The organism is Kitasatospora sp. NPDC001660 (assembly GCF_053596725.1).
Map to the genome: position 1 here is coordinate 40,153 of NZ_JBSFGU010000041.1, position 26,184 is coordinate 66,336.

A 26,184-nucleotide genomic window follows, 5' to 3' on the forward strand; every position below is an offset into this window, starting at 1 on the left:
CCCGCCCTGGAGAAGCCATGCCCACGCCCCGCCCCGACTCCGCCCCCACCCCGGGCGCAGCCCAGCCCGCCCGGCCCGGTGCGGGTACGGGCGACGGCGAGGCGCCCGGCGTGCCGGGGGAGGCGCGGACGGTCCGGCTGTCCCGCTCGGACCTCGGTGCGCCGGATCCCGAGGCCACGGTGCGCCTTGACTCCGCCTCCGTCCCGGACGCGGACCGGACCGTTCGGCTGGACCGCGGCGCCGCTCCGGTGCCCCTCGGTGCGCCGGATCCCGAGGCCACGGTGCGCCTCGACTCCGCCTCCGTCCCGGACGCGGACCGGACCGTCCGGCTGGACCGCGGCGCCGCTCCGGTGCCCCTCGGTGCGCCGGACCCCGAGGCCGAGAGTGCGACGTTCCTCGACCCCCGGGTCTGGGGCGGGGCGCCGCGCCCGGGGGAGAGCGCCACGATCCCGGAGGTGCCCCCGTCACCCGACGCGGGCGCGGATGCTTCCGTGGACCCCGGCACCACCCGCGCCGACCTCCCGTCCACCGACCTCCCGTCGGACGAACGCCCGTTCGCCACGGGTGAGTTGCGGCGCTTCGGCCCCGGCGTCCCGCCGCAGGCCGCCGCCGCGTGGCACGGCGAGGCGGCCGCGGGCCGGCCGCAGCCCCGCCGGACACGGCGGTGGCTGGTGCCGGTGGCCGTGCTCCTCGCGGTCCTGGCGTTCCTGTTCTGGCGCTTCCACACGCCCGCCCTGGCGGTCACCGCCGTCGGTGTGACCACCGACCTGGCCGGCCCCGGCTGCGGGGGCACCGCCGTGGTCACGGCCGCGGTGGAGACCAACGGCGGCTCCGGCACCATCCGTTACCGCTGGCTGCGCAGCGACGGCACGACCTCGGACGAGATCGTCCAGGACGTCCGCTCCGGCACGCACCACACCGACCTGGTGCTGCGCTGGACCTTCGACGGCCACGGCTCGCTCCAGGCCACCGCCACCCTGGAGATCCTCTCGCCCGCCCCCCGCACCGCGGCCGTCTCCTTCCCCTACCACTGCCCATAGACGGTCCTGGCCGGCCGGCAGCGCGCAGACGAAGGCGACGAAGTCCAGCAGGTGCCGGGAGCCGAACCCGTGGTGCGAGTCGGGGAGGAGGGCGTCGATGAGGTTCGCGCCCCCGACCCCCGCTCCTTCGACCGGTCCCGGGAGGATGACCCGGTGAGTTCTCCCCGCCGGCGCGTCTACCGGATCACCAAGTACGACCCCGCCGACCGGAACGAGCGGGGCGTCTACACCGGGGTGCTGGACTCGGTCGGCGACCACGGGCCGGTCGAGGCCGCCTACCTCGACGCGGTCGCCGCCTTCGCCGAGGACGCCGGCGTGCGGGACCTGGCCGTCCGCGAGCCCCAGGTCGCGCCCGGCTTCACGCACTTCGGCCTGGAACCGGCGGTCGAGGGCCACGGTCTCGCGGGGCTCTTCCCGCCCGACGAGGAGCAGTTCGCGGTCGTGGCCGCCCGGATCGCCGGCGCCCGGGCCGCCGCGGCCCTGTCGGTGTACGTCGACGAGCGCACCCCGCTGTTCACGGCCGTGCTGCCCGACGCCGACGGTGTCGTCCGCGCCCGGTGGCGGACGGACCCGGCTCCGGGCGACCGCGGCTGGCCCGCCTGGACGGCGGGGACGGCGCCGGAGGACCGGCCGGCCGGGAGCACCACCCGGGACGTGTCCTGACGGGCTGCGCCGCCCCGGCCGGAAACCGTCCCGGCGCGCCCCCAAGTACCCCTTTGATCAGGGCAAAAATTTACTTTTCAACCTTAACATCAATGCTGCGCTATCGATTTGATCTACGAATCGCAGGTATGCCAGGCTGCCTTCGGCGCGCCGTTACTGGGAGGTAACTCGGCGTGCCGTTGTCGCGCGGACGCCCGGGGGGACTGACCGGCGTCGCGCGCCGTGGCCGGAGACCGCACCTGGGGGCATCGCGTGCGGGCCTTCCAGCGGCCTGGAAAACCTGGAGAACCTGAAAAGCGGGGAATGGCAATGGGGAATCACGGCACCGACGTGACGAGCTTGCGGAGCGAGCTCGAGGACCTCTGGGAGCGGCGCGACGAGGTCCCGCTGCAGTCCGCCGAGGCGGTGGCCGCCGTCGACGCCGCTATCGGCCTGCTGGACACCGGCCGTGCGCGGGTGGCCGAACTGGTGGACGGCGAAGTCGTGGTGCACGAGTGGCTGAAGAACGCGATCCTGCTGCTCTACAAGCAGGCCTCGCCGCAGCCCTCGCAGTTCGGCCCGTTCCGGTGCGCCGACAAGATCCCGCTGAAGAGCGCGATCGACGGGGTCCAGGTGTCGCCCGGCGCGGTGATCCGGCGCGGCAGCTACCAGGAGCCCGGCGCCGTGGTGATGCCCAGTCACATCGGCATCGGCTCCTACGTCGGCGAGGGCACCCTGGTGGACTCCTGGGTCGGCATCGGCTCCTGCGCCCAGATCGGCCGCAACGTCCACCTGTCCGGGGGCGTCGGGCTGGGCGGCATGATCGAACCCCCCATGGCCAAGCCGGTGGTGATCGAGGACGACGCCTTCATCGGCGCCCGCTCGATGATCTACAGCGGCGCCCGGGTCGGCGAGGGCGCGCTGCTGGGCGCCGGAGCCCTGCTCACCGACACGATCCCGGTGATCGACGCCGCCACCGGTGAGGAACTCGCCCGCGGCGAGGTGCCGCCGTGGACGGTCGCCGTCCCCGCCAGCCGCCCGCGCGAGTTCGCAGGCGGCACCTTCGGACTGCCCTGCCTGCTGGTGATCAAGCACCTCAGGAAGGGCGAGCGCCACGACAAGGCCAAGCTCAACGACGCGGTGCGCACCCAGCCGCCTGCCACGCTCACCCTCTGACGGACCCTGACCGAAAACCCCTGACGACCCCTCAAGGAAAACCCACCCATGCCCGCCACCGGCATCAGCCCGCTCCTGGTCCGTCACCCCGAACTCTCCGAACTCGAAGCCAGGCTGACGGCCTTCCTGGACACCCACCTGCCCGAACCCGTCCGCGAGGGCGACCCCCGCCCCGACTGGCTCGCCCTGCGCGCCCGGGCCGCGGCCGCCGGACTCACCGGCATCGACATCGAATCCTCCGACGAGCCGGGCACCACCGGGCGCGTGGCCCAGGGGATGGCCATGTTCCTCGCCGGGCAGCGCGACTGCGACGCCCGCGAGATCTTCAGCACCGGACACGCCGCGATGCCGCTGCGCCACGGCTCGCCCGCGCTCGTCCGCGACACCCGCGAACAGGTCGTCGGCGCAGGCAAATTGGTGGGCATCGCGGCCAGCGAGCCGCACTCGGGCTCGGACCTGCGGGGCTTTCGCACCGTCCTGGTCGACCACGGCGACCACTTCACGCTCACCGGCTCCAAGGGCCTGATCAGCCGGGTCGAGGAGGCCTACGGCTTCGTCGTCTTCTGCAAGCTCGTCGACCGCGCGGACGCCGGCCGCACCGACCTGCGCGGCGTGCCGCTGTCCGCGGTGTGGGTGCCCACGGACGCCGCCGGCGTCCTCACCGAGACCACCGACCCGATGGGCATGCGCGGCTGGAGCTTCGGCCACCTGCACTTCGTCGACGTCCGCCTGGACAAGGACCTCCTGCTCGGCGCACCCGGCGACGGCCGCAGGATCTTCGACGGGCACTTCTCCGCCTGGCGCCTGATGATGTCCCTGGTCTGCCTCGGCGCCGCCGCCGCGGCGATCCAGGAGTCCGCAGCCCGCACCCGCGCCCGCACCGTCGCCCGGATGCCGCTCGCCGCGATCCCGTCCGTCGCCGCCCGCCTGGGCACCGCCGCCGCCGAGGTCGAGGCCGCCACCGCCTGGTGCTTCGCACTGCTGGAGCACATCGACCGGGGCGAGACCGACGTCGCCGCCTGCTCCGCCGCCAAGGCCCTGGCCACCGACACCGCCTACCGCGCCGTCGACCTCGCCCTCCAACTGCACGGCAGCGAGGGCTACACCAAGCACACCCCGATGGAGAAGCGCCTGCGCGACATCCGCGGGCTGCGCATCGCCGACGGGCCCAACGACACGCTCTACAGCGTCCTGGCCCACTCCCTGCTGACCGAAGACCGGCAGCCCGACGGCCGGCAGACCGAGGACGCGCGCCTCCTCGCCCACCACTGAACCGAGGGCACCACTGAACGACGGCGCAAGGAACCGCACATGCCAACGCCACCCACCCCGCCCTTCCGGACCGAAGTCGTCGACATCCTCGACGAGCTGGCCGCCGAACCCGACCGCCCGGCACTCGTCCACCAGGGACGCACCACCACCGCCGGCGACCTGCGCGACCTCACCCACCGCCTCGCGCGGGCCCTGCGCGCCCGGGGCGTCGACCGCCACCACACAATCACGCTGCTGACCGGCAACCGGCCCGAGGCGATCGCCGCACGCTACGCCGCCAACCTGGTCGGCTGCCGGACCAACCAGCTCTACACCAGACTGCCGGCCGACACACAGGCCGCCATGGTCCGGGACGTCGAGACGCACACGCTGATCGTCGACCCCGAACACGCCGACCGCGCCGCCGAGATCACCGCGCAGGCCCCCGTCGAGGCGGTCCTCGTCCTCGGCAGGGGCACGACCGGTACCGACCGGCCGGCCACCGACCTGCTGGCCCTCGCCGCCGCCGAGAGCGCCGGCCCGTTCCCCAGCCGCGCCCGGCCGGACGACGTCCGCACCATCCGCCACTCCGGCGGCACCACCGGCCACTCCAAGGGCATCCGCATCAGCTACGGACAGGTCCGCCGCTTCGGCCCCGACCTGCCCGCCGACGACCCGGCGGGCCCGCCGCGCCTGCTCGTGTGCACCACCATCGCCCACGCCGCCGGCCAGATGACCGACAAGGTACTGCGGGCCGGCGGCAGCGCGGTGCTCCTCGACGAGTTCGAGCCGGCCGCCGTCCTGACGGCCATCGAGCAGGAACGCATCACCGACGTGTTCCTGATGCCACCGCTGCTCTACCAGCTGCTCGACCACCCGCAGTCCGCACACACCGACACCACCAGCCTGCGCCGCCTCACCTACGGCGGCTGCCAGGCCTCACCGGCCCGCCTCACCGACGCGCTGCGCCGCTTCGGCCCCGTCCTCGTCCAGCTCTACGGGCAGCACGAGGCGGGCATCGTCAGCGTCCTCGACACCGGCGACCACGACCCGGCCCGCCCGCACCTGCTGCACTCGGTCGGCCGGATCGCCCCCGGCTACCGGGTCGCGATCCGCGACGAACAGGGCCGCGACCTGCCCGCCGGCCGGCACGGCGAGGTGTGCATCGCCTCGGACAGCCTGATGCAGGGCTACTGGAAGCAGCCCGAACTGACCTCCACCACCCTCAAGGACGGCTGGCTGCACAGCGGCGACATCGGCCACCTCGACGACGAGGGCTACCTCTACATCGTCGACCGGCTGAAGGACCTGATCAACACCGGCGCCGGCCACGTCTACACCTCCGAAGTGGAGGACATCCTCAACTCCCACCCCCAGGTGCACCAGAGCGCGGTCTTCGGCGCCCCCGACGCCAACCGGATCGAACGCGTCCACGCCGTCGTCGTCCCCGTCCCCGGCGCCCGCCCCGACCCGCAGGAACTACGCACCCTGGTGCGCACCCGACGCGGCCCGCTGCACGAGCCGGCCCACGTCTCCTTCCTGCCCGAACTGCCGCTCACCGACGCCGGAAAGCCCGACAAGAAGCTCCTGCGCCAGCAGACGGCCGCCCAGTAGCGCGAACCGGATCCCGCCCCCACCGTGGGGGGCGGGATCCGTCCGTTCAGGTCCGTCGCGTAGGTGAGACCGGGGATGCCTGCGCCCGGGACAACGGTGTTGGCGGAGGTTCCCGGACAACCGCTCCCGTCCCCGGCAGAGCGTTGACCGACCCGTTGCAACGAGCAGACGATTGCCGTTGCATTACCCGTCAAACCTGCCGCACGGGCAGGCACGCCACCGGACGTGACACGGCTCACGCGGAACTCCGGGCGACCAGCGGACAGGGAAGGGCATGGAACTGTCACAACGGGCGCGACTGCGCGCCGGGGACCAGAGTGCGCTCGGCGAACTCTTCGACGCGCACGCCCAGGCGGTGTACGGCTACGCGCTGCGCACTCTGGGGGACTGGTCGGCGGCCGAGGACGTGGTGTCGCTGACCTTCCTGGAGGCTTGGCGGCTGCGCGGCAAACTCCACGAGGGCGACGACGACCCGCGCCCCTGGGTGTTCGGGATCGCCACCAACGTGCTGCGCAACACCGCGCGGGCGGCCCGGCGCCACCGGGCGGCGATGGCGCGCCTGGCCGAGCGGGAGGCCCTGCCGGACTTCGCCGACGAACTGGTCTCCCGGATCGACGACGGCGCCCAACTGGCAGCGGTGCGCCGCGCGTTGCCCGGCCTGCGCCGTACCGAGCGCGAGGTGTTCCGGCTCTGCGTCTGGGTGGGGCTCGACTACGCGTCGGCGGCCGAGGCGCTCGGCGTGCCGGTCGGCACCGTGCGTTCCCGCCTGTCCCGGGCGCGGGCCCGGTTGCGCTCGCTCGCCGAACACGAACTGACGGAACGCCGGGAACCGGTTCCCGCCACCGGACAGGTACGGGGTGGCGGCGTCGATGCCGCCCGGTCGTTGCAGGAGGAGATCCGTTGAACAACACACCCGAGATGCTCTCCGCCGGCCGCCAACGGTTCCTGAAGGAGCACCTGATGAGCGAGATCGCCGCAGAGGCGAAGGCGCCGCAGCCGCGGCGGAGGCTGGTGTGGCTGGTCGCCTCCCCGCTGGCGGTCGGCGCGCTGGCGGCCGTCACCCTGGCCGTCCCGGGCCGCCACCCCGGCGCTTCCGCTCCGGCCGCCCCCGCCCCGTCGACCTCCTCCGCCCCCACCACGACGGCCTCGGCCACGACGGCCCCCACCGCGACGGCCCCGGCCACCCCCGTGCCCCAGCCGACCGACCCCGCGGGCCTGCTCGCCCGGGCCGCGAAGGCCGCCGCGAGCCGCCCGGACCCCGAGGCCGCGAAGACCCAGTTCGTCTACCGGCGGGAGATCGAGGACGGGGCCCGCCAGTCCAAGCACGAACGGAAGTCGTGGTTCGCGGTCGACGGCAGGTCCGACGGCCTGATCCTCGACGCGACGATGGGCAACGGACGCACCACGTGGCCCGCCACGCTGGCGGACCGTCCCGGCGCCCCGCGGACGGCCGGATTCGACGCTTTGACCTACGAGTTCGTCGCCTCCCTGCCCACCGATCCACAGCAGCTCCTGCAGCAACTGCTGTCCGCCGACCGCTCCAAGGAGGTGGTGGGGATGCCGGTGACGCCGAAGCTGCGCAACCAGTTCGCCTTCGGGGACGTCCAGATGATCTTCCAGAACATCTCGGCGCCGCCGGCCGTCGCCGGAGCGCTCATGGAGGCGGCCGCGAGGATCCCCGGCACGTCGGTGGTCACCGACGAGGCGGACGCCCAAGGACGGCACGGAGTCGCGGTGGTCGGCACCAACGGCACCCTGCGCGTGTCCCTGATCTTCGACCAGGACACCGGCGCCTTCCTCGGCCTGCGCGAGGTGCTGCTCTCCGACCTCCCGCCCGCCGGCCCCGACGGCCTCCCGCCCGCGGGCAACCCGTCCCCGGGCGCCGGCAACGGCAAGGGCTACGACTACGCCACCGCCGTCCTCGGCTCGGCCGTCGTCGACCACACCGAGGCCGAACCGGCGAACTGACCGTTCCACCGCCCGGGCGGACGCCCCACGAGGGGAGGGCGTCCGCCCGCTTCCGGACGGTCCGTCACGACTCAGGCCCCGCCCGCCACCAGGCCGTCCACCTGGTCGGGGTCGACACTGAGCGTCACCCCGCCGTACGTCTCGTCGGCGCTGCCCCGGTACTGGTGGATGCGCCGGTGGCCGGTCCACAGGTCGTCGGGCAGCCCGGCCTGCCCGGTGGTCGTGGCGCGCCCGTCCCAGCGGGCGTACCAGATCGCGTCGGGCATCGGGGTGAGGCCGGACCGGGAGGCGGCGACGATGTCCGCGACGCCGGAGTCCATGCTGGAGTAGAAGCCCGACCGGTACCCGGCCGCGTGCAGGGCCCGGGTCCAGCCGACGGTGAAGTCGACCACCGCCCGGCCGCACACCGCGTCGCCGGACGGATAGGCCTCCATGTCGAGGTACACCGGGCTGCCCGGCCCCAGCCCCAGCGCCCGCAGCGCCTGCGCCGCCTCGCCCGCCTCCTGCCCGCCCTGCTCCTGCGCGCGGGCCGGGTCGATCCGCAGCGGCTTGTCCTCGCGCTCGGCGCAGGGCGCCTGGAGCCCGACGTGCGTGGGCACCAGCTTCCACCCCATCGCCCGGGCCTCGGCGACCCACCGGGGCGTCAGCCGGGGCTGCTCGCAGCCGCGCTGGCCGCCGCTGCTGTAGATGTTCACCGCGCCGTAGGGCGAGGCGGTGCGCCAGACGGACAGGGCCTCCAGCGGCGGGGCCGTGCAGGCGTCGAACCCGGCCCCGGCGAACCGGTACTCCGGCGGCGGCGCGGCCGGCGGCGCCGCCCGGTCGGTGCCCGGCGCCGTGAGCGGCGGGAGGCCGCCAACCGCAGGCGCCGCCGTATGCGTCCCGACCGCCCGGACCACCGGTTCCCTCCCGACGGGCGCACGCCCGTGGACGGTGCCGGGAACCAGGACGAACTGGGCCGCCGCCATGAGCGCGGCCGGAGCGAGAAGGCGCATCCCCCCGTCATAGCCCCCGCCCTGGCCCGCCGTCGGCCCGACATGCCGCGCCCGCCGGCCCGGAATCCGCGGTGCGCGCGGCAATCCTCCGGTCGGTCGAATCGGACGCGGCCTGCGCCGGGGCGGACGCCTGGCGGGCAGCGGGCAGCGGGCAGCGGGCGGCGGGCGGCGGGCTCAGGCCCTCCAGCACGGTCGGGACGAGGGAGGGGCTGCGCAGGGTCTCGTCGGGTCCGGCGCCGAGGAAGATCCGGTAGTACACGGGGGCGTAGAGGATGTCGACCATGGTGCGGGTGGGCAGGTCGGCGCGGAGCTGGCCGGCGGCGACGGCGGCGTCGAGGCGGCGTACGCACCGCTGGATCCTGGGTTCGAGCATGGTGGCGCGCAGGGCGGCGGCGAGTTCGGGGTCGCTCTGGGCCTCGGCGATGATGCCACGGTAGATCGTGCCGCGCTCCACGGCATCACCGCCGCCCGCGAGGTGTTCGCCGAACGCGACGCGGCCGGCCGGGCGGACGCCTAGCGGCGACGGCCGCGCCCCTGCACACCGCCCTCGTCCGCTGCCCCCGGTCCGTCGACCGCCGTCGGGCGGTTCCTCAGGTCACGCCCCGGACGGCGTCGTCACCGGGTGCGCCGTCTGCCGCCGGCTCACGGACGAGTGGTGCCGGGGCGGAGGTGTGGCCGTTTGGGGTGGTGCGGGTGAGGCGCCAGGTGGCCAGGCCGCTCGCGAGGAACACGGCGGCGAGCGCGATCCAGCCCCAGGTGGGGGAGTTGAGGATCACGACGGTGAGGACCGTGGGACCGATGACGCGTTCGGCGGTGGTGCTGAGGCTGAACGTGGAGAGGTACTGGGCGCGGTTGGCCTCCCCGGAGAGGTCCATCGAGATCTGCCAGGACGACGCGGCCTGCCACATCTCGGCCAGGGTGAGGGCGAGCACGCCGCAGACCAGCGCGGGTACTTCGGTGGTGGCCCGGCCGGTCCAGGACGAGGCGAGGAACAGGACGCAGGCCCCGGCGAGCAGGACGGCGGAGGCCAGTGCCGCCCGTCCGGCGCCGACGATGGTGGAGATGTGCCGGGTGGCGGGAAGCTGGAAGAGCGAGACGATGACGGTGTTGAGGATCAGTGATGCCGAGACCAGGCCGTCCGGCAGGCCGGGGGTGGACAGGATCCACAGCGGCAGCAGGACGTTGAGGGTGCTGGCGTGCAGGCTGAGCGGGGTGTTGAGGCCGGTGAAGGCGAGGAAGCGCCGGTCGCGGAAGGCCCATTCGCGCTTGGGCCGGGTGCCGGCGCTCGGTGCGGCCATGGTGCGCACGCGCAGCAGCAGTGCGGCGCAGAGCACGTAGAACAGGGCGATGCCGATCATCGCACCGTGGTAGACCCACGGCCGGTCGACGGCGATGGCGATGCCCGCGACGAGGCCGCCGACGGCGTAGCCGATGTTGCGCACCGATCGGATGACCGCGGACAGCTGGACGCGCCGCCCGGGGCCGGCGACATCGGCGATGACCGCCTGGCCGACACCGCCGGCCGTACGGTCGGCGACGGCCGTCAGCAGGATGACCACCAGGTACACCGGTGCGGAGTCGACCAGCACGTAGGCGGCGTAGCCGACGGCCCGCCACAGGTTGAGCGTGATCAGCGTGCGGCGGGCGCCGAAGCGGTCGGCGAGGACGCCCATCGGCACGGTGAGCGCGAAGCCGACCAGGCCCGCGAGCGAGAGCCCGAGGGCGTACTGGGCGGGGGTGAGGCCGCTGAGGTGGGTGAAGAAGGTGGCGGCGACGGCGAAGAACAGCCCGGTGCCGACCGAGTCGGACAGGCAGCTGACCACCAGGGCCCGCTCCGCCGCCGAGCTGTCCCGCACCACCGCGAGCGACTTGCGGAAGACGGCGGCACCGATCACGCGGCGCCGCCCGGCACCACGTCGCCCGCAACGCCGTCGCCCGGCACCGCGCCGCCCGGCACCGCGACCAGGAAGGTCAGGCCGGCCACGGCCTCGCGGACGGTGGCCAGGGCCTGCTCGGGGGTGTCCGCGACGGCCCAGACGTGGGCCGGGCGGTGGGCGGAGGCGCGGATCTCGGTCAGCCGGTCGCCGGGCGCGGTGCGGACCACGACGTCGCGCACCTCGGGGCGGGCCCGGGCCTCGTCGACCCCGCGGACCTCGGCGACCTCGCCCTGCACGCCCGGCATCGCGTACCAGATCGCCGCGTACGACGGGCCGTCGGCAGGCTTGTCCAGCCGTTCCCGCAGCTCGTCCAGTGACGGGACGCCGATGCTCTGGCGGGCGAGGGCGGTGACGATGTCCAGGCCGCGGGCCTCGCGCAGCAGGTAGGGAATCCGGTCGCCCCCCTGGCGCAGGTGGGTCTCGACGATCCGGACGGTGCCCTGGTCGGTGACGATGAGCTCGGTGTGGCTCGCGCCGTCGCGCACGCCGAGTGCGGTGAGCGCCGCGCCGACGCTCTCGCGGACGGCGCGTTCGGTCTGTGCGTCCAGCAGGGCGGGGAGTTGGTGGCCGGTCTCGACGAAGCCGCCGTCGGCGAGGAACTTGCGGGTGATGCACAGCGGCAGGTGGACGCCGTTCTCGCTCATGCACTCGACGCTGAACTCCTCGCCGGTGTGGAACTGTTCGACGATGACGGCGGTGGACTTGAGGCCTGCGGCGCCCGAGCGGACCCGGTCGAGCGCGGTCGCGATGTCGTCCGGGCCGTTCAGCCGGACCACTCCGTGGCTGCCGACGCCGCGCACCGGCTTGCAGATCAGCGGGTAGCCGGCCCGCTCGGCGAAGGCGGTGATCTCCTCCTCGCTCCGCGCCTCGATGCTCAGGGTTTCGTCGACGCCGGCCGCGGCGAGCCGCTCGCGCATCAGCCGCTTGTCGTCGACGGCGCGGACGGTGTCGGGTGTGTGGCCGGGCAGGCCCAGGTCGGCGGCGATGAGTGCGGTGGGCTCCTGGCCCTCCTCGCCGTAGCAGATCGCCCGGTGCACCGGGTCGACGGCGTGCACGAAGCGTGCGGCGGCCACCCAGTCGTCGAGCGGGGCGTCGTCGCGGAGCACGACCACCCGCTGGTGGGCGGCGATCCGGGCGATCTTGTGCGCCTCCTGGGGGGTGCACAGGATGCTCGTGCGCAGTCCGGGCCGCAGCTCGCGGGCGCGCGGGACGATGTCCCGCTCGTCCCCGATCACCAGGAGGTGGTAGCCCTGCTCCTCGACCGCGTGGTCCAAAACCGTGTCCATCGTGCTCCCAAGGGGTGGTGGTGCGGGCCGGCCGGGCCGGTGCCGGGGGTGCGGCCCGGCCCGGCCTTGTCTGTCAGGGCGCCGGGTCCGGCAGCGGGGTGATGACCGTGTTGGCGTCGAACCACTCGGTGGCCTCGGCCAGGGCCTTGTCCACCTCGGCCCGGGTGGTGCCGGAGGCCAGCAGGAAGGCGATCTTCTCCACGCTGTTGGTGGCCGGGGTCAGCACGGTGCCGGGGGTGGCGGCCGGCTGGTAGACGTCGATGCCCGGGACCGGGCACTGTGCGGGGATCTGCGCCAGGACGCCGGGCCGCGGCGGGAGCAGCGCCAGTCCGGCCGACCGCAGCGGCGCGGAGGGGATCGCGGGCGGCTCGTTGCCGACCAGCGAGCGCACGTAGACCTCGGGGAGGATGACGTCGAAGCCGGCCTGGAGCATGTACTCGATGTTGCCGCCGCCCATCCGGCTGGCGACCTCGTTGAAGACCAGTCCGTGTTCGGCGGTGCCGAAGACCTCGGCGTGGAACATGAAGGTCTCGGGCACGGGCAGGGCGGCCAGGGCCCGGGTGGTGAGTTCGCGCAGTGCGGTGAACCGCGGGTCGTCGCCGTCGAGCAGGCTGCTGTGCAGGGCCTGGCCGGCCATGATGCCGAGGCAGCTGGTCGTGCCCTGGGAGGAGGGCCACATCAGTTTGGGCTCGCCGGCCGCGATCAGCCCGTCGACGTGGAACAGCTCGTGTTCCAGGTGGCGTTCGACCAGCAGGTGGGCGCCGTCGTCGGTGCCCAGTTCCCGGTGGTCGGCGGCCAGTTGGGCGAGGTCGTCCTCGCCGTGCAGGACCCGGACGCCCATGGAGCCGCCGCCGGTGCGGGGCTTGACCACGACGGGGTATCCGTGGGTCTCGACGAAGCCGAGCAGGTCCGCCAGGTGGGCGAGCGGGGCGAACGGTGCGAGCGGGACGCCGGCCTGCGCGAGCAGCCGCTTCATCGTGAGCTTGTCGCGGAAGGCGGTGGCGCTGGCGGCGTCCTGGCCGGGCACGCCGAACAGGCCGCGCAGGCGGGCGGCCCGCAGGATGTCGAACTCCGACAGGGCGATGACCCGTTCGAAGCCGAATCGCCGGTGCAGGTCCAGCGCGGTCAGCTCGACCTGCGGGTTGAAGCTGAAGTCGTCGACGAGCTCGACGTGGTGGTAGCCGGCGAGCTGTGCGCGGCGGGTCGCCTCGTCCGGCGAGACCGCCGCGGAGTCGGTCAGCAGGACGGCCTGGTGCTCCTCGCCCAGCCAGTCCGGGAAGCGCCGTCCGGACAGGGGTGTGCGGTTGAGTACGAGGAACCTCATCGCACCTCGACCCGTATGGTCTTGCGGAACTCCGCGAAGGTCCGGTCGATCTCCTCGGCGCTCGCGCCGGAGAAGACCACGTGGCCGTGGGCGGCGGAGGCCTGCGGCGGGACGAGCACCTGGTCGCCGGCCTGGGCGTAGACGGCGACCTCGGCGGCCCGCGGGTCCGCGGCGACCTGCTCGGCGCCCGCGACGCCGGTGAACTCCCCGGCGTGCTCGGCGAAGAAGCAGTAGAAGCCGGTGGGGACGGGGGGCTCGTGCGGCGCGAGGTCGGGCGTGCGGCCGGTGGACAGGTCGAGCAGCGCGGCCACCAGGTCGACCCCGGTGCTGACCAGGACGGACAGGTAGACGGGCCCGCCGCCGAGCCGGGCGGCGGTCTCCAGGATGACGGGCTCGCCGGAGTCGGTGATGCGGAACTCGGTGTGGGTGGCGCCGGTGCGGATCTCCAGGGCCCGGTGCGCGGTCGCGGTGGCCGCGGTGATCGCCTCCACCTGCTCGGCCGACAGGCGGGTGGGCGTGCGGTAGTAGACCTCTTCGAAGAAGGGGCCCTCCATCGGCAGGGGCTTGTCGTGGATCGCCACCACCGTGGTCTCGCCGTCGCGCACCAGGCTCTCGACGCTGATCTCCGACCCGGGCACGTAGCCCTCCAGCAGGACGGCCTCGCCGTACTGCTCCAGGACCGGGACGTGCAGCGGGTCGTGGGTGAAGCCGGACCAGGCCCCGCGCTGGATCGGCCCGAAGTGCTCGGCCAGTTCGGCCTCGTCGTCGACCCGGCGGACGTACTTGCTGCCGCCGCCGATCAGCGGCTTGAGCACCAGCGGGAAGCCGACCCGGGCCGCGGCGGCGAGCGCCTCCTCGACCGTGGTGGCCAGTTCGAACGGCGGCTGGGCGAGGCCGGCCGCGCCGAAGGCGCCGCGCATCGCGTACTTGTCGCGCGCCAGGTAGCCGGCCCGTTCCCCGACGGAGGGCAGACCGAACTCGGCGGCGACCGCGGCGGCGGCCGGCACGCTCTGCTCGACGAAGGTGGTCACGCCGCTCAGCGGCTCGTCCTCGGTGGCCATCAGCTCCCGGGCCGCCGCGACGGTCTCCGCGATGCTGGTGGTGTCCGCGTCGATGACACGGTCGACGTACTCGGCCTCCCAGGTCGCCTCCTTCATGATCATCAGCAGCCGCTCGCCGTGCTCCCTGGCGTAGTCCCGTACCCGGGCCAAATGCCTGCGTCGACTGAGGTTTCGGGTGTGCAGCAGAAGGATGCTCATGAACTCTCTGAATTCCTGGCGGAGAACTGGGGAGGAGGGTGGAGCCGCGCCACAACTCTCCCAAATCGGATCTTCCGTGTTTCGCCGGATGAATCCACGGGGAGGCTGGCGCGTTGATCGAATCATGCTAGCCTGCCGACGTCAATGCCACAGCACGGTAGTTGACGAATCGTCAGAAACTGTAGTTGCGTCAGGTCTGGTCGGAACCAGACCTCTTGACGGTTCATCAACAGGCTTCTAGGATAGGCGGGACCTATGTCGCTCCCCTTGCCGGAAATCGGCCAGAAGGCCGCGCGACGGACGCTGGAAATATCCGGTCGAATAATTTCGGACGATTCCGACGCCTATGTCATCGCCGAAATAGGACACAATCACGAGGGTGATGTGCGCCGGGCCGAGGACCTGATCAGGATGGCCGCCGCGGCGGGCGCCCAGGCGGCCAAGCTGCAGAAGCGGAGCAACCGCTCGCTGTTCACCCGGCAGATGTTCGACCAGGCCTACACCGGCCGGAACAGCTACGGCGCGACCTACGGGGAGCACCGCGAGGCCCTGGAGTTCGGCCGCGCCGAGTACCTCCACCTGCGCGATCTCGCCGCCGAGCTGAAGATTGACTTCTTCGCCACCGCTTTCGACGCCGAAAGCGTCGACTTCCTGGTCGACCTCGACGTTCCGGCCATCAAGATCGCCTCCGGCGACCTCACCAACACGCCCCTTCTCGGGTATGCCGCGAAGACCGGAAAGCCGCTCGTGGTCAGCACCGGCGGGGCGGAGCTGGACGACGTGCGCCGGGCGGTCGACACCATCGTGCCGATCAATCCCCGCCTCGCCCTGCTCCAGTGCACGGCCGCCTACCCGGCCACCCCCGAACTCCTCAACCTCTCGGTGATTTCCGCCTACCGCGAGGAGTTCCCGCAGATCGTGGTCGGACTGTCCGGGCACGACGTGGAGCCGGAGTCCAGCTGGATCGCGTACGCCCTGGGCGCCCGGGTCGTCGAGAAGCACGTCACGCTCGACCGCGGCCGCCCGGGCAGCGACCACCACTTCTCACTGGAGTCCACCCACCTCAAGGACCTGGTGGACGGCCTGGCGCGGACCAGGGCCGCGCTCGGCAGCCCGGTGAAGCGCCGGCACCCCGCCGAGACGCAGGCCCTGCACAAGATGGCCAAGAAGCTGGTGGCCGCCCGCGACCTGGCGCGGGGCCACGTCCTCACCGAGGCCGACATCGCGATCAAGTCGCCCGGCGACGGCCTGGCGCCCTACCGCCTGCACGAGCTGCTCGGCCGCCGCCTGCGCACCCCGCTCGCCGCCGACGACAGCCTCGACCTCGGCCGGCTGGACTGAGGGGCCGGCCATGAGCACCGAGATCGACCTGAGCGGCCACGTCGCGGTGGTGACCGGAGTCCTCGGCCGCCTCGGGGCGGTGTGGACCGACGCCCTACTGGGCGCCGGCGCCCGGGTGGTCGGCCTGGACCGCGCCAGCGGCCCCTCCGAGCCGCTGCGTTCGGCCACCACCGGCGAGCGCGCCGAGCGCTTCCACCTGCTGTCCGCCGACGTCACCGACACCGGCAGCCTCCGGGCCGCACTGGCCTCCTGCCTCGATCGGGCCGGCACGCCGACCGTCCTGGTCAACAACGCGGGCATCGACCAGCCCCCGTCCGCCGAGGGCGCCGGCTGGCGCTTCGCCGACATCCCGGCGGAGGTGTCCGACGCGATCCTCGGGGTCAACGCGCTCGGCACGCTGCGGGTGTGCCAGGTGTTCGGCGCCGAGATGGCCCGAGCCGGCTCCGGCTCGGTCATCAACATCGGCTCCCTGTACGGCGGTTCGGCCCCCGACCCACGACTGTACGAGCACCTTCCGATGGACCCGCCGTTCCTCAAGCCGCCCGCGTACGGCATGTCCAAGGCGGCGGCGGCAGCCCTGACCCGCTACCTCGCCGCCCTCTGGGGGCCGACGGGCGTCCGGGTCAACACACTGTCCCCGGGCGGCGTGCTGGGCGGCCAGGACCCCGAGTTCCGGCGGAAGTTCGCCTCCCGCGTCCCGCTCGGCCGGATGGCCGAGCCGCGGGACCTGACCGGCCCGCTGCTGTTCCTCGCCTCCGACCTGAGCAGCTACGTGACCGGCACCGAACTCCTCGTCGACGGCGGCTACACCTGCTGGTAGCGCGCCCCGCCCGCCGGCAGTCCACCGCGCCCACCCCCACGGAGACCCATGAACACCACCCTCGCCTGGCTGCCCGCCGACGAGTTCACCCGCATCCTCGACGGCATCGCGGACCGCCACGACCGCGCCCGCGCCTTCGCCGACGCCGTCCGGCTCAACACCCTCCACAGCATCATGCGGGCCGGCTCCGGCCACCTCGGGTCCAGCTTCAGCGCCGCCGACATCGTCGCCTGGCTGCTCCTGGAAGAGCTGAAGGAACCTTTCGCCGCCGACGGAGACGTCTACTTCTCCTCCAAGGGACACGACGTCCCCGGCCTCTACGCCGCCCTGATCGCCCTCGGCCGGCTGCCCCAGGAACAACTGCACCGGCTGCGCCGGCTCGGCGGCCTGCCCGGCCACCCCGACGTGAGCGTCCCGCACATGCACGCCAACACCGGCTCGCTCGGCATGGGCATCTCCCGCGCCAAGGGCATGATCCTCGGCGACCGGCTCACCGGCCGCAGCCGGCGGGTGCACGTCCTGACCGGCGACGGCGAACTCCAGGAGGGCCAGAACTGGGAGGCCCTGGCCGGCGCCGTCAAACACGGCCTCGGCGAGCTCACCGTCATCGTCGACCACAACAAGCTCCAGTCCGACACCTGGGTCAGCGCGGTCAGCGACCTCGGCGACCTGGAGGCCAAGTTCCGCAGCTTCGGCTGGGGCGTGCTGCGCTGCGACGGCAACTCCGTCACCGACTTCGAGGAGGCCTGCAAGCAGCGCGCACAGCAGTACCCGGGCCGCCCCGCCGTCATCATCGCCGACACCGTGAAGGGCCGCGGCGCGACGGTCTTCGAGGCGACGTCCATGCCCGAAGGGGAGTGGCGCTACCGCTTCCACAGCGGCGCGCCCGCCGTCGAGGACTACCGCACCGCGCACCGGCAGCTGCTGGAGAAGGTCGACGCGATCCTCGCCCGCCACGGCCTCGAACCGCTGCGGCCCGTCCACGAGGACATCGAGCCGCCGGCCAGGGCCAACGGGCCCCGGCTGCCCGAGGAGTACGGCCGGCTGCTCACCGAGCGGGCCGCCACCGACCACCGGATCGTCGCGCTCGACGCCGACCTGGTGCTCGACGTCGGCCTGATCCCGTTCGCCGAGTCCCACCCCGAGCGCTTCATCGAATGCGGCATCGCCGAACAGGACATGGTCTCGATGGCCGGCGGCCTCGCCGCCCGCGGACTGCTGCCCTTCGTCCACTCCTTCTCCTGCTTCCTGCACGCGCGGCCCAACGAGCAGATCTACACCAACGCCACCGAACGCCGGAAGATCGTCTACGTCGGCTCGCTCGCCGGACTGGTGCCCGCCGCACCCGGCCACTCCCACCAGGCCGTCCGCGACGTCAGCGCGCTCGGCGCCGTCCCGGGCCTGGTGGTGCTGGAACCGGCCAACCGGGCCTCGCTGGCGGCGGCGCTGGACTTCTGCGCCGAGTCGCCCGAGAGCGTCTACCTGCGACTGGTCAGCACACCCGTCCCCGAGGAGGCCGAAGCCCTGCCCGCCGGACCGCTCACCCTCGGCCGGGGACGGGTCGTGCGGCCCGGCGGGCGGACCGTCGCCATCGGCTCGGGGCCCGTCGTCCTCACCCAACTCGTGCGCGCCGCCGAGCTGCTGAGCGCCGAGGGGGTGGACCTGACCGTGGTCGACCTGCCCTGGCTCAACCGGGTCGACGCCCCATGGCTGGAGCGGCTCGCCGGCGAGAGCGACCAGCTCTTCGTCGTCGAGAACCACTACACCCGCGGCGGCCAGGCCGACACCGTGGCACGCGCCCTGCTCGAATCCGGCGCCACACCGCCCGCGTTCACCGGAATCGGCCTGACCGAGGTGCCCCTGTGCGGCACCGAGACCGAGGTGCTGGACGCCCACGGGCTCAGCGCCGCCCGCCTGGCCGCCCGGATCCGGGCCGGGGCCGCCCGCCGCCCCGCCTGACACCCGTCCGCACCACACCCCGTCCACCCGTCCACCCGTCCGCACCAGCCCACCAGGAGGACCGCATGGAAACCGTCTACAACGAACTGACCCGCCCGCCGCAGGAGATCCTCGAAGGCTTCCGCGAACTGCTCGCCGACTACAGCCCCAGCTGCATGGTCACCGACGCCCAGACCCGCCACGGCGCGATCGGCGACCTCAGGGTGATCCGCCCCGAGCAGAAGATCGCCGGCCCCGCCTTCACCATCAACCTCTCGATCGACGACTGGGTCAACACCCTGCCGATCCTCTCCCGCGCCCAGCCCGGCGACGTCGTCGTCATGGCCTGCCACGGCCTGAGCACCACCGCCATATGGGGCGGCCTCACCTCGACCCTCTCCCACACCTTCGGCCTCGCCGGCGCACTGGTCGACGGCGCCGTCCGGGACGTCGACGAGATCCGCGACATCGGCTTCCCGGTCTGGTACCGCACCACCTCGCCCCGGCAGTCCCCGGGCGCGGTCCACGACCGGATCGAACCGGTCCAGGTCAACGTCCCGGTCTCCTTCGGCGGCCAGCTGATCTTCCCCGGCGACATCATCGTCGCCGACGAGAACGGCGTCGCCACCGTACCCTCCGCCACGGCCAAGGACGTCCTGGCCCGCGCCCGCGACGTCGCCCGCCGGGAGAACGAGATCCGCGACCGGATCGCCGCCGGCGCCACCGCCGCCGACCTGCGCCGCGAGTACGGCAACCTCTGAGCCCACCGCCGACCAGGAAAGGAGCGAACCCACCATGCGCGTCTACCTCACCGGCGCCGACGGCAGCCTCGGCACCGCCCTCACCCACGAACTGCGCACCAACCCGCTGACCGCCCACTGGCCGGTGCACGGGGTGTCCGTGTCCGACTTCGACATCGCCGACGAACACACGCTCGCCAAGTCCGTCGCCGCGTTCCGGCCCGACGTCCTCCTGCACCTGGCCGCGATCTCCGTCGTGGCCCCCTGCGAAACCGACCCGGCCCTGGCCCTGCGCGTCAACGTCGCCGGGGTGCACCAGGCGGCCGAGGCCTGCCGGCGGACCGGCAGCCGGCTCCTCTACATCTCCAGCGACTACGTCTTCGACGGCGTCGACGCCCCCGAGCAGGGCTACCGCGAGACCGACGTGCCCAACCCGCTCAGCGTCTACGGCCTCACCAAGCTGGCCGGGGAACGGATCGCGCAGGAGACCCCGGAACACCTCGTGATCCGCACCTCCTGGCTCTTCGGCGGCGCCGCCGAGAACAACGACGACGTCCTCGCCACCATCCGGGCGGCCGAGCGCGGCGAGCGCCAGCAGCTGATCGCCGACCAGATCAGCCGCCCCACCTACACGGTGGACCTCGCCCACGCGATCGTCACACTGCTCACCCTCGCCGAGGTGCCGACCGGCACCCTGCACATCGCGGGCGGGGGCACGGCCAGCCGCTACCAGCTCGGCGAGCACGCCCTGCTCGCCTACGACCCGCGGCTGGGCGCCGAGCACCCGCCGACCGCGGTCCCCTTCGACGACGCCGACTTCATCGGCGCCCGCCCGCGGACATCGGTCCTCAACACCGACCGGCTCACCGCCCTGGGCGTGACCCTGCCCACCTGGCAGGACGCGGTCGCGCGCCACTGCGCGGCGCTCACCCGGCCGTCCTGACCCACGCGACGCGCGACGCGCCCGCGCGCGTCCCGCGCCGCGCCGAAACGACCCGGCTCCCATCACCCGAGAGGCACTCCCGTGAACATCCCCCGGCTGGGCGACCGAGCCACCTGGCGCACCTGGTCCGGCTCCGCCTGGTGCACACCGCAGCGGCTGGTCCGCGCGACGGCCGAGGCCGACCTCGTGGCGGCCGTCCGCCACGCCGCCCGGTACGGCCTCACCCTGCGCGCGGCCGGCACCGGCCACTCCTTCAACCCCATCGCCACCACCGACGGGATCCTGCTGGACCTGACCGGCCACATCGGCATCCTCGCCCTCGACCCGGACGCCCGCACGGTCACCGTCCGGGCCGGCACCCTGCTGCGCGACCTCAACCTGGCACTGGACCGGGCCGGACTGGCACTCGCCAACATGGGCACGCTCGACGAGCAGACCATCGCGGGCGCCATCTCCACCGGCAACCACGGCAGCGGCCTGGCCCACCCGGCGTTCTCCGGCCAGGTCCTCGGCCTGACCCTCGTCACCGCCGACGGCGAGGTCCGCAGCTGCGGCCCCGACCACGAACCCGACCTGTTCCGGGCCGCCGCAACGGCACTCGGCGCGCTCGGCGTGATCTCGACGGTCACCCTGCGCTGCGTACCGAAGTTCAACCTGCGGGTGGTCGAGGGCAGCGAGCCCGTCGACGGCATCCTCGACGACATCGAGGCCTACGCCGCGAGCGCCGAACACGCCACCTTCACCCTCAAGGCCTGGAGCGACCACGCCTCCACCCTGAAGCTCAACCGCACCGACGCACCCGTCTGCGCCGACGCGGCCCGCCGCCGCCGGGCCAACACCCTCGGCGAGGTGCGCTGCACCCTGGCCGGCCTCGCCGGGCGGATCGACCACCGCGCCGTCCGCCGCGTGATGACCGCCCAGCTCGGCGGCTCCACCGCACCCGCCGACTACGTCGACGCGAGCTTCCGGGCCTTCACCTTCCCCCAGCCCGTCAAGTTCCTCTCGCTGGAGTACGCGCTGCCCATCGCCTCCGCGGCCACCGCCGTACGCCACGTCCACGAGGACATCAAGCGCTTCGCCCTGCAGACCCCGTACTCGGTGACCACCCGCTTCGGCGCCGGCGACGACTTCCTGCTCAGCCCCGCGCACGGCCGCACCACCGCCTACGTCAACATCACCGTGCCGCGCACGGTGGCCTACACCGAACTGCTGCGGGTCTTCGAAGCCGTCCTGCGGGACAACGACGGCCGCCCGCACTGGGGCAAGGCCCACACCGCCACCGCCGACGTGCTGGCCGACCGCTACCCCGGCTGGAAGGCGTTCCAGGACATCCGGGCCGAACTCGACCCGCAGGGCGTCTTCACCAGCGACTACCTGCGGCGGGTCCTCGGCGGCACCCGGCCCTCCACACGGTGACACCCGACCGGCCGCAGGCACTGCTGTTCGACTTCGACGGCCTGATCTGCGACACCGAACGCGCCGCCCGCCGCTCCTGGGACGAGCTCTACACCCGGCACGGGCTGGAGTTCCCACCCGGGCTGTGGGCCGCGATGAGCGGGCGCCCGACCGGCGAGGCGCTCGCCGCGCGCGACCTCGGCGAGCGCCTCGGCCGGGAGCTCACCCCGCACGAACTGCGCGAGCGCCGGGCGGCGAAGTCCCGCCTGGCCGCCGCCGAACCGCTGCGCCCCGGGGTGGCCGCCCTGCTCGCCGAGGCCACCGGGGCCGGCATCCCGTGCGCGGTGGTCTCCAGCGCGGACGCCCACTGGGTCCGGACCCACCTGGCGAGGCTGGACGTCCTCGACCGCTTCGCCGACCTGGTGACCGGCGAACGGGCCGCCGCCCACAAGCCCGCGCCCGACCTCTACCTCACCGCCCTGAGCGCGATGGGGGTCACCGCCGCCCGGGCCCTCGCGTTCGAGGACTCGGCGGTCGGGGTGGCCGCCGCCGTGGCCGCCGGCATCGCCTGCGTGGCGGTGCCGAACGGCGCGGACGACCCGCCGCCCCTGACCGGGGCGGCAGCCGTGCTGGCCAGCCTGGAGGACTTCACCCTCCGCCGGCCGATCCGCGCGCCGGCGCCGGTCACGACGCCCGACACCACGAAGGGGGAACCCCGATGACCGCAGAGCACGAACCCGGCCTTCTCACCGACTCCGTGATGGACTCGCTCGTCCGCCACGACCGCTCCCACCCGCAGTGGCTGTGGCGCTCCGGCGGGCTCGTCCCCTGGGAGCAGGCCACGGTGCACGTCAACGCCGTCGGCCACGCCTCGGTCGCGGCCGTCTTCGAAGGCATCAAGGCCTACCGCTCGCAGGACGGCAACCGCCTGCTGGTCTTCCGGCTGGCGGAGCACATCCGCCGCCTGTACGACTCCGCCCGGCTGGTCCGCCTCGACATCCCCCACCGCCCCGAGGAGTTGCACGACGCGGTGATCGAGGTGCTGCGCGCCAACGACTACCGCGACGACGTGTACCTGCGCCCCTGGGCCTTCCCGGCGGGCGTCATCCAGGAACAGATGGTCCCGGCCGGCGTCACCTGCGAAGTGGTGGTCGACAGCTGGACGTTCCGCAGCGGCCTTGGCACCGAACGCGGCTGCCGCGCCGCGGTCAGCTCGTGGACCCGGATCAACGAGTCCTCCATGCCGCCACGGGCGAAGGCGTTCTCCAACTACCACAACGGCCGGCTGGCCATGATCGAGGCCCGCGAGAACGGCCACGACTGGCCGATCCTGCTGAACGAACGCCACAAGGTGAGCGAGGGGCCGGGCGCCTGCATCGCGCTGGTGCGCGAGGGCGTGGTCGTGACCCCGTCCCGCACCAGCGGAATCCTGGAGAGCCTCACCCGCGCGACCTCCCTCGAACTGCTCGCCGAACTCGGCCACCCGATCGAGGAACGCGAGGTGGACCGCACCGAACTCCTCCTCGCCGAAGAAGTCTTCTTCATGGGCACCGGCTGGGAGATCCTGCCGGTCACCCGGGTGGACGGCCTCCAGGTCGGCAACGGCACCGCCGGCCCGGTGACCCGCAAGCTGGACGCCGCCTACGAATCCGTCGTACGCGGCAACTCGGCAGCCCACGCGGACTGGCTGACCGAAGTGCCACTCGCCTAGCACCGCGCCCGGCCCCGCCCGGTCAGGGCGGGGCCCGATCCGGTCCGCGCAGCCGGGCCGGGGGCCGCGCGGGTGACCACGGGCTTCATCGGGATGTCATCGCCCGCTGCCACTGTCGTCCGGTACCTCGGCCGACCGCGTACCGCCTCGGGGAGCGGGCGCGTGGGCCACCTGCGTGGGAAGGATCGAAATGCGAGCACGACGGATCGCGGCCGCGTCGGCAGGACTCCTGCTGACGGCCGGGCTGACAGCGGCACAGGGGGCCACGGCACAGGCGGCCACCGCGCGGGTGGCGGCTCCGTGCGAGGGCACCTACACGATCGTTGTCGGGGGCACCGGCAGTTCGTGGGACCACGACAACTTCACGGGCAACATCCAGCAGCACGTCGGGTACCCCACCCAGATCCCCAACGGCGCGAGCACGCGGGCGGGCGTCAACGAGCTGAACCGGCTGGTGCGCGACCAGCGCGCCGCGTGCCCGGGCCAGCACGTCAAGATGGCCGGGTACTCCCTGGGGGCCGGGGTGGTGCACGTCTGGGTCACCGAGAACTGGCGGACGTTCGACAACGTCAACGCCATCCTCGTCGCGGACCCCAAGCGCCAGGGTCCTCCCGGCGCCAATGGCGGGGCCGTGCCGTTCGGCGGCATCATCGGCGCTCCGCTCGCCGGTGCCGACAGCGACTTCGGCAACGTGCCCGTCAAGACGATCTGCCACTGGGACTACGTCTGCGACGAGTCCGCCGGCATCTGGACCTACCCGGCCAACCACATGAACAACTACCCCCAGGACTTCAACATGGACCACCACAACGACAGCGCCAACGAGCAGTGGTACAACGGCGCCTGGTATCCCCGGTAACCACGGAACGCCCCCGGCCGGGTCCTGCGGCGGACCTGTCCGGCGCTGACCGCCTCGAACGCGATGAGGAACAGGACCTGCGGGACCTGGTTCCCCGGCCGGAAGGGGCCTTCGCCTCCCGACCGCCCGGCCGCGCAGGGCCCCACCGAGCCCCGGTGGGGCCCTGGCCCCGGCCGGTCACCGCATCGCTGGGGTGAGGCCGAGGCCGGCCTCGTCCCCGCGCAGGATCATCTGGTACGTCCGCCGCAGCATCCGGCCCGGAGGAACCCCCAGGTCGGCGGCCAGCCGGCGGCGGGCGCGCTCGAACACGGCCAGCGCGTCGGCCTGCCGGGCGCCGCGGTACAGCGCACGCATCAGCATCGCGGCCACCGGCTCGTTCAGGGGGTGCTCCGCGGACAGGGCGGACAGCTCGGCGATCGCCTCGGCGTCCTGGCCCAGCCGCAGCTGCCATTCCAGCTTCCGCTGGGCGACGGCGATCCTGCGCTCGGCGAGCCGCAGCCGCTCCAGCTCGGCGAGCGGGCCGGGCAGGCCGGCCAGGGGCTCCCCGCGGAACAGGTCCAGCGCCCGGGCGCAGAGGCGGACCGCCTCGGCCGGCTCGCCCGCCCGGTGGGCCGCCGCGGCGCCGGTGACCAGGTCCTCCATGCGCGCCAGGTCAACGTCGGCCGCGCCGGGGACCAGACGGTAGCCGCACCGGTGGTGCTCGATCACCGAGTCCGGGCTGTCCCCGATGCGCAGGGTCTTGCGCAGCCGGTAGATGTGGACCGGCACCACGTTCGTGACCGGCGGCTCCGACCCCCACACCCCGTCGAGCAGTTCCTGCCGGCTGACCGTCCGCCCCCCGCGCAGCGCCAGCGCCGCCAGCACGGCCTGCTGACGCAGGTGCCCCAGGTGCAGGGACCGCCCGTCCCGCCACGCCCGCAGCGGCCCGAGCACGGAGATCCGCACCCGCGGTTCGCCCGCCCGCCCGCCGCCGCCCCGCAGCACCGGGCCCACCGCCCGCGCACGGGGCCCACAACCAGGCACGACCAGCCCGCAGTCGAAGGCATGGACGATGGCAGCCGCCCGGTCGCGCAGCCCGAGCTTCACCAGGACCCGCGCGAAGTGCCCGGCCACGGCCTGCTCGGAGACGGCGAGCGCGGCGGCGATCTCGTCGTCTCTCAGCCCACAGCCGACCGCGTGAAGCACCTCGCGCTCCCGGTCCCCGAGCACGGCGGCACTCACCCGGCTGACGCTGGCGGTCGTCGGCATCGCTGCTCCCTGGACTCCGGCCCGCCCGCTCCGGCGGACGCCGTCGACAAGCTAGTGGGGGAGCACCGGCCGGATAATCCGGAACGATCCGGAGTACCACCCGCGACGCCCCCCGGCAGCCCGCCGCCCGCGCGATCCCCCCGGCCGAGCCGCACACCGGCCGGGCGCACGCCCCGGGGGCTCAACAGCCCCGCACGCCCCCGGGGTTCAACGGCCCCGGGGCCGCCCCGGCCCCCGCCCCGCCTGGTCCGGGAGAGCGGGCGTGCCGTCCTCGGACAGCATCGCCCCCATCCCGCCTCCCGAAGGAGTTGAGCCCCGGACACGTCCTTCGGTGCCGTTGCCGTGTCGGTGGGGTGTGGTGGGTGTGGTGGGTGTGGTGGCGGTCTCAATGGTGGCGGTCTGGTGGTGACTCGGTGTGGTGGGGGGTGGGGCGGTCGGTGATGTGGCCGGGTTCCGTGTGGTGAGTGCGCTCACACGTGATGGGGGTGCACGATGACGGATAGTGGTGTCCGTTTTGCACCATTTTGGGACTGTTTGGCGGGTGGTTGGGTGGTGTTTGCGCAGGCCGGGAGGGGTCGGCGGGGGCCGGCGTGCTCCGGGTGGGCCGTCTGCGGGAGCGGTGCGGGTCTTCCCGGCTACGACCGCGGATCGTAGCGAGGGGTCTTGGCGGGCGCCGGTCCGGTCTGGCAACTTGGCATTC

The 26,184-nt window shown here is 73.5% G+C and carries 23 protein-coding genes; 16 read left to right on the top strand and 7 right to left on the bottom strand.

Going from position 1 to position 26,184, the window contains the following annotated elements; translation table 11 throughout:
* Positions 1-17: 17 nt before the first annotated feature.
* From ACWCXH_RS31095 to ACWCXH_RS31125, 7 genes are all read left to right on the top strand, one after another.
* A complete protein-coding gene (locus ACWCXH_RS31095; protein ID WP_449804823.1) occupies positions 18-1,040 on the top strand; it encodes a hypothetical protein in 1,023 nt (340 codons plus the stop codon).
* A gap of 153 nt (positions 1,041-1,193) precedes the next feature.
* Positions 1,194-1,703: a hypothetical protein gene (locus ACWCXH_RS31100; protein WP_449804824.1), complete on the top strand. Its 510-nt coding sequence runs from the start codon at positions 1,194-1,196 to the stop codon at positions 1,701-1,703.
* Positions 1,704-2,033: 330 nt separating this feature from the next.
* On the top strand, positions 2,034-2,858 hold the full coding sequence (locus ACWCXH_RS31105) for a 2,3,4,5-tetrahydropyridine-2,6-dicarboxylate N-succinyltransferase (protein ID WP_449804825.1): 825 nt from the start codon (positions 2,034-2,036) through the stop codon (positions 2,856-2,858).
* Between the two features lie 48 nt (positions 2,859-2,906).
* Positions 2,907-4,130 (top strand): acyl-CoA dehydrogenase family protein, encoded by a 1,224-nt coding sequence (locus ACWCXH_RS31110; RefSeq protein ID WP_449804826.1) that lies wholly within the window; start codon positions 2,907-2,909, stop codon positions 4,128-4,130.
* Positions 4,131-4,169: 39 nt separating this feature from the next.
* Entirely contained in the window at positions 4,170-5,723 is a 1,554-nt protein-coding gene (locus ACWCXH_RS31115; protein WP_449804827.1) for an AMP-binding protein, read from the top strand.
* Positions 5,724-5,997: 274 nt separating this feature from the next.
* On the top strand, positions 5,998-6,627 hold the full coding sequence (locus ACWCXH_RS31120) for an RNA polymerase sigma factor (RefSeq protein ID WP_449804828.1): 630 nt from the start codon (positions 5,998-6,000) through the stop codon (positions 6,625-6,627).
* On the top strand, positions 6,624-7,691 hold the full coding sequence (locus ACWCXH_RS31125) for a CU044_5270 family protein (RefSeq protein ID WP_449804829.1): 1,068 nt from the start codon (positions 6,624-6,626) through the stop codon (positions 7,689-7,691). Before ACWCXH_RS31120 ends, ACWCXH_RS31125 begins: the two co-directional genes overlap by 4 nt.
* A 71-nt stretch (positions 7,692-7,762) precedes the next feature.
* Here ACWCXH_RS31125 and ACWCXH_RS31130 read toward each other — a convergent pair whose 3' ends face one another.
* The 6 genes from ACWCXH_RS31130 to ACWCXH_RS31155 all read right to left on the bottom strand — a co-directional run bounded on the left by ACWCXH_RS31130 (position 7,763) and on the right by ACWCXH_RS31155 (position 14,489).
* Positions 7,763-8,683: a DUF1906 domain-containing protein gene (locus ACWCXH_RS31130; protein ID WP_449804830.1), complete on the bottom strand. Its 921-nt coding sequence runs from the start codon at positions 8,681-8,683 to the stop codon at positions 7,763-7,765.
* Positions 8,684-8,690: 7 nt separating this feature from the next.
* Entirely contained in the window at positions 8,691-9,137 is a 447-nt protein-coding gene (locus tag ACWCXH_RS31135; RefSeq protein ID WP_449804831.1) for a TetR-like C-terminal domain-containing protein, read from the bottom strand.
* 136 nt (positions 9,138-9,273) lie between these two features.
* Complete coding sequence (locus ACWCXH_RS31140) at positions 9,274-10,578, bottom strand: MFS transporter (protein ID WP_449804832.1); 1,305 nt, start codon at positions 10,576-10,578, stop codon at positions 9,274-9,276.
* On the bottom strand, positions 10,575-11,906 hold the full coding sequence (locus ACWCXH_RS31145) for an ATP-grasp domain-containing protein (RefSeq protein WP_449804833.1): 1,332 nt from the start codon (positions 11,904-11,906) through the stop codon (positions 10,575-10,577). Before ACWCXH_RS31145 ends, ACWCXH_RS31140 begins: the two co-directional genes overlap by 4 nt.
* A gap of 73 nt (positions 11,907-11,979) precedes the next feature.
* The gene (locus ACWCXH_RS31150; protein WP_449804834.1) at positions 11,980-13,230 is read right to left on the bottom strand and encodes an ATP-grasp domain-containing protein; all 1,251 of its coding nucleotides are present in this window, start codon (positions 13,228-13,230) and stop codon (positions 11,980-11,982) included.
* A complete protein-coding gene (locus ACWCXH_RS31155) occupies positions 13,227-14,489 on the bottom strand; it encodes an ATP-grasp domain-containing protein (protein WP_449804835.1) in 1,263 nt (420 codons plus the stop codon). Before ACWCXH_RS31155 ends, ACWCXH_RS31150 begins: the two co-directional genes overlap by 4 nt.
* A gap of 255 nt (positions 14,490-14,744) precedes the next feature.
* On the opposite strand from ACWCXH_RS31155, the gene ACWCXH_RS31160 reads away from it, so the two are divergent.
* The 9 genes from ACWCXH_RS31160 (at position 14,745) to ACWCXH_RS31200 (ending at position 24,236) form a co-directional block, all read left to right on the top strand.
* Positions 14,745-15,830, top strand: a complete 1,086-nt coding sequence (locus ACWCXH_RS31160; RefSeq protein ID WP_449804836.1) for an N-acetylneuraminate synthase family protein — start codon at positions 14,745-14,747, stop codon at positions 15,828-15,830.
* Between the two features lie 10 nt (positions 15,831-15,840).
* Entirely contained in the window at positions 15,841-16,650 is an 810-nt protein-coding gene (locus tag ACWCXH_RS31165) for an SDR family oxidoreductase (RefSeq protein ID WP_449804837.1), read from the top strand.
* Between the two features lie 48 nt (positions 16,651-16,698).
* Positions 16,699-18,609, top strand: coding sequence for a transketolase family protein (locus ACWCXH_RS31170; protein ID WP_449804838.1), 1,911 nt, complete (start codon positions 16,699-16,701; stop codon positions 18,607-18,609).
* 65 nt (positions 18,610-18,674) lie between these two features.
* Positions 18,675-19,349, top strand: a complete 675-nt coding sequence (locus ACWCXH_RS31175) for an RraA family protein (RefSeq protein WP_449804839.1) — start codon at positions 18,675-18,677, stop codon at positions 19,347-19,349.
* Between the two features lie 34 nt (positions 19,350-19,383).
* Positions 19,384-20,271: an SDR family oxidoreductase gene (locus tag ACWCXH_RS31180; RefSeq protein ID WP_449804840.1), complete on the top strand. Its 888-nt coding sequence runs from the start codon at positions 19,384-19,386 to the stop codon at positions 20,269-20,271.
* A gap of 81 nt (positions 20,272-20,352) precedes the next feature.
* Positions 20,353-21,687: a D-arabinono-1,4-lactone oxidase gene (locus ACWCXH_RS31185; protein ID WP_449804841.1), complete on the top strand. Its 1,335-nt coding sequence runs from the start codon at positions 20,353-20,355 to the stop codon at positions 21,685-21,687.
* A complete protein-coding gene (locus tag ACWCXH_RS31190) occupies positions 21,684-22,388 on the top strand; it encodes an HAD family hydrolase (RefSeq protein WP_449804842.1) in 705 nt (234 codons plus the stop codon). Before ACWCXH_RS31185 ends, ACWCXH_RS31190 begins: the two co-directional genes overlap by 4 nt.
* Positions 22,385-23,377 (top strand): branched-chain amino acid transaminase, encoded by a 993-nt coding sequence (locus ACWCXH_RS31195; protein WP_449804843.1) that lies wholly within the window; start codon positions 22,385-22,387, stop codon positions 23,375-23,377. The genes ACWCXH_RS31190 and ACWCXH_RS31195 overlap by 4 nt, the downstream gene beginning before the upstream one ends.
* A 190-nt stretch (positions 23,378-23,567) precedes the next feature.
* Complete coding sequence (locus tag ACWCXH_RS31200) at positions 23,568-24,236, top strand: cutinase family protein (protein ID WP_449804844.1); 669 nt, start codon at positions 23,568-23,570, stop codon at positions 24,234-24,236.
* A gap of 177 nt (positions 24,237-24,413) precedes the next feature.
* Here ACWCXH_RS31200 and ACWCXH_RS31205 read toward each other — a convergent pair whose 3' ends face one another.
* The gene (locus ACWCXH_RS31205; RefSeq protein WP_449804845.1) at positions 24,414-25,484 is read right to left on the bottom strand and encodes a BTAD domain-containing putative transcriptional regulator; all 1,071 of its coding nucleotides are present in this window, start codon (positions 25,482-25,484) and stop codon (positions 24,414-24,416) included.
* Between the last annotated feature and the right edge of the window lie 700 nt (positions 25,485-26,184).